Here is a 4605-nt window from a genome sequence, read left to right on the forward strand (position 1 = left end):
CGTTACTTTTTGGGAGGCAACCGCCCCAGTTAAACTACCCACCAGGCACTGTCCCTGAACCGGATCACGGTTCGAAGTTAGATATCCAATATGACCAGAGTGGTATTTCAACAATGACTCCACCATGACTGGCGTCACGGCTTCACAGTCTCCCACCTATCCTACACAAGCCACACCGAACACCAATACCAAGCTGTAGTAAAGGTCACGGGGTCTTTCCGTCCTGCTGCGCGTAACGAGCATCTTTACTCGTAATGCAATTTCGCCGAGTTCGCGGTTGAGACAGTTGGGAAGTCGTTACGCCATTCGTGCAGGTCGGAACTTACCCGACAAGGAATTTCGCTACCTTAGGATGGTTATAGTTACCACCGCCGTTTACTGGGNGTTCGCGGTTGAGACAGTTGGGAAGTCGTTACGCCATTCGTGCAGGTCGGAACTTACCCGACAAGGAATTTCGCTACCTTAGGATGGTTATAGTTACCACCGCCGTTTACTGGGGCTTAAATTCTCAGCTTCGCCTTGCGGCTAACCGGTCCTCTTAACCTTCCAGCACCGGGCAGGCGTCAGTCCGTATACATCGACTTGCGTCTTCGCACGGACCTGTGTTTTTAGTAAACAGTCGCTACCCACTAGTCTCTGCGGCCACCACACCCTTTCCCGTGCAAGACGGTATAAGTGGATGGCCCCCCTTCTCCCGAAGTTACGGGGGCATTTTGCCGAGTTCCTTAACCACGATTCTCTCGATCTCCTTGGTATTCTCTACCTGACCACCTGAGTCGGTTTGGGGTACGGGCGGCTTGAACCTCGCGTCGATGCTTTTCTCGGCAGCATAGGATCACCCACTTTTCATCCGCATCGTGTCTCAGCCTGTATGAGTCGCGGATTTGCCTACGACTCGGCCTACGCACTTGCACCAGGACAACCATCGCCTGGCATGGGCTACCTTCCTGCGTCACACCTGTTAATACGCTAACCGCACCAGCATAGGGTCGTGTGCTCCACCACCCGGTGTCACCCGAAGGTGACGATGGATGGCTTCGGACACTTAGCATCACTGGATTGGTTTGGGCGGTTCTTCGCCGGTACGGGAATATCAACCCGTTGTCCATCGACTACGCCTGTCGGCCTCGCCTTAGGTCCCGACTTACCCAGGGAAGATTAGCTTGACCCTGGAACCCTTGGTCTTCCGGAGGACGTGTTTCTCACACGTCTTTCGCTACTCATGCCTGCATTCTCACTCGTGTGGCGTCCACGGCTGGTTCACACCGCCGCTTCACTCGCCACACGACGCTCTCCTACCCATCAACACGGCTGGACCACGAAGGCCTACCAAAAATGTCAATGCCACAACTTCGGTGGCGTGCTTGAGCCCCGTTACATTGTCGGCGCGGAATCACTTGACCAGTGAGCTATTACGCACTCTTTCAAGGGTGGCTGCTTCTAAGCCAACCTCCTGGTTGTCTAAGCAACTCCACATCCTTTTCCACTTAGCACGCGCTTTGGGACCTTAGATGGTGGTCTGGGTTGTTTCCCTCTCGACTATGAAGCTTATCCCCCACAGTCTCACTGCTGCGCTCTCACTTACCGGCATTCGGAGTTTGGCTGACGTCAGTAACCTGGTGAGGCCCATCGGCCATCCAGTAGCTCTACCTCCGGCAAGAAACACGCAACGCTGCACCTAAATGCATTTCGGAGAGAACCAGCTATCACGAAGTTTGATTGGCCTTTCACCCCTATCCACAGCTCATCCCCTCAGTTTTCAACCTAAGTGGGTTCGGTCCTCCACGCGTTCTTACACGCGCTTCAACCTGGCCATGGATAGATCACTTCGCTTCGGGTCTAGGACATGCGACTGAATCGCCCTATTCAGACTCGCTTTCGCTACGGCTACCCCACACGGGTTAACCTCGCCACATATCACTAACTCGCAGGCTCATTCTTCAAAAGGCACGCTGTCACCCCTGCTAAGGAGGCTCCAACGGTTTGTAAGCAAACGGTTTCAGGTACTATTTCACTCCCCTCCCGGGGTACTTTTCACCTTTCCCTCACGGTACTTGTCCGCTATCGGTCATCTGGGAGTATTTAGGCTTATCAGGTGGTCCTGACAGATTCACACGGGATTTCTCGGGCCCCGTGCTACTTGGGATACTCTTCACGCTGCGAGCGGCATTTCGACTACGGGGCTGGCACCCACTATGGCTGGCCTTTCAAGACCATTCGTCTATACCGTCACATCACGTCGAACACTCGGCAGAATGTCCAGAAAAGTCCCACAACCCCGGGCATGCAACGCCTGCCGGCTATCACACACACCCGGTTTAGCCTCATCCGCTTTCGCTCGCCACTACTCACGGAATCACTGTTGTTTTCTCTTCCTGTGGGTACTGAGATGTTTCACTTCCCCACGTTCCCTCTACCCGCCCTATATATTCAGGCGGGAGTCACCAGGTCGCACAAACGCCTGGCGGGGTTTCCCCATTCGGAGACCCTCGGATCACAGTGTGCTTATCCACTCCCCGAGGCTTATCGCAGATTGCTACGTCCTTCTTCGGCTCCAGATGCCAAGGCATCCACCGTTTGCTCTTAAAGACTTGAAATCACATGAGATGGATCAACGCCAGGAAAAGCGTTGACCCGGTATTTCTTTAAGATGCTCGCGTCCACTGTGTAGTTCTCAAAGTACGGGCGGTCCCCCACCCCCATCCCCCAACCGGGAAACAGAAGTAAGGGCCACGAGGTCCAGTTCGACCCGAAGGCCGGCCCGGTCCCTCAGGACCCAACAGCGTGCAGACACCCAACCCGCCGGCCAAGCATTCCAACTGCCGAAGCAGCGTACTAACCCAAACCATTGCATTGAATGTCATGTCAAATGTTCCACCCATGAGCTCCGGTCACACACATTCGGTGCGAATCCGGCTCTGTCGGCTCCGAAGAACCGCAGTGCTCCTTAGAAAGGAGGTGATCCAGCCGCACCTTCCGGTACGGCTACCTTGTTACGACTTAGTCCTAATTACCGATCCCACCTTCGACGGCTCCCTCCACAAGGGTTAGGCCACCGGCTTCAGGTGTTACCGACTTTCATGACTTGACGGGCGGTGTGTACAAGACCCGGGAACGTATTCACCGCAGCGTTGCTGATCTGCGATTACTAGCGACTCCGACTTCATGAGGTCGAGTTGCAGACCTCAATCCGAACTGGGACCGGCTTTTTGGGATTCGCTCCACCTTACGGTATCGCAGCCCATTGTACCGGCCATTGTAGCATGCGTGAAGCCCAAGACATAAGGGGCATGATGATTTGACGTCATCCCCACCTTCCTCCGAGTTGACCCCGGCAGTATCCCATGAGTTCCCACCATTACGTGCTGGCAACATAGAACGAGGGTTGCGCTCGTTGCGGGACTTAACCCAACATCTCACGACACGAGCTGACGACAACCATGCACCACCTGTTCACGAGTGTCCAAAGAGTTGACCATTTCTGGCCCGTTCTCGTGTATGTCAAGCCTTGGTAAGGTTCTTCGCGTTGCATCGAATTAATCCGCATGCTCCGCCGCTTGTGCGGGTCCCCGTCAATTCCTTTGAGTTTTAGCCTTGCGGCCGTACTCCCCAGGCGGGGAACTTAATGCGTTAGCTGCGTCACGGAATCCGTGGAAAGGACCCCACAACTAGTTCCCAACGTTTACGGGGTGGACTACCAGGGTATCTAAGCCTGTTTGCTCCCCACCCTTTCGCTCCTCAGCGTCAGTTACGGCCCAGAGATCTGCCTTCGCCATCGGTGTTCCTCCTGATATCTGCGCATTCCACCGCTACACCAGGAATTCCAATCTCCCCTACCGCACTCTAGTCTGCCCGTACCCACTGCAAGCCCGAGGTTGAGCCTCGGAATTTCACAGCAGACGCGACAGACCGCCTACGAGCTCTTTACGCCCAATAATTCCGGATAACGCTTGCACCCTACGTATTACCGCGGCTGCTGGCACGTAGTTAGCCGGTGCTTTTTCTGCAGGTACCGTCACTCTCGCTTCTTCCCTGCTAAAAGAGGTTTACAACCCGAAGGCCGTCATCCCTCACGCGGCGTTGCTGCATCAGGCTTCCGCCCATTGTGCAATATTCCCCACTGCTGCCTCCCGTAGGAGTCTGGGCCGTGTCTCAGTCCCAGTGTGGCCGGTCACCCTCTCAGGCCGGCTACCCGTCGACGCCTTGGTGAGCCATTACCTCACCAACAAGCTGATAGGCCGCGAGCCCATCCCCAACCGAAAAATCTTTCCACCCACACACCATGCGGTGATGGGACATATCCAGTATTAGACACCGTTTCCAGCGCTTATCCCAGAGTCAGGGGCAGGTTGCTCACGTGTTACTCACCCGTTCGCCACTAATCCCCAAGTGCAAGCACCTGGTTCATCGTTCGACTTGCATGTGTTAAGCACGCCGCCAGCGTTCATCCTGAGCCAGGATCAAACTCTCCGTAAAAAACGAATGCATACCAACCACCGGGAAAACGGCAGAAAGCAGCGAGTTCAATCATGACCAAAACGAATAAATCATTGCTGACATATCCATACGCCAGACCAAAAGGCCTGGACTTTGATCCAAAGGAAT

2 rRNA genes are annotated in these 4605 nt (G+C 54.8%); both read right to left on the reverse strand.

Going from position 1 to position 4605, the window contains the following annotated elements:
- Window positions 1-2597, reverse strand: a 23S ribosomal RNA gene (locus ACQUSX_RS15910); the annotation flags it as partial.
- A 354-nt stretch (window positions 2598-2951) separates the two neighbouring features.
- Window positions 2952-4476, reverse strand: a 16S ribosomal RNA gene (locus ACQUSX_RS15915).
- Between the last annotated feature and the right edge of the window lie 129 nt (window positions 4477-4605).

The sequence above is a fragment of the Microbacterium alcoholitolerans genome, from assembly GCF_050408615.1.
Lineage (GTDB): Bacteria > Actinomycetota > Actinomycetes > Actinomycetales > Microbacteriaceae > Microbacterium.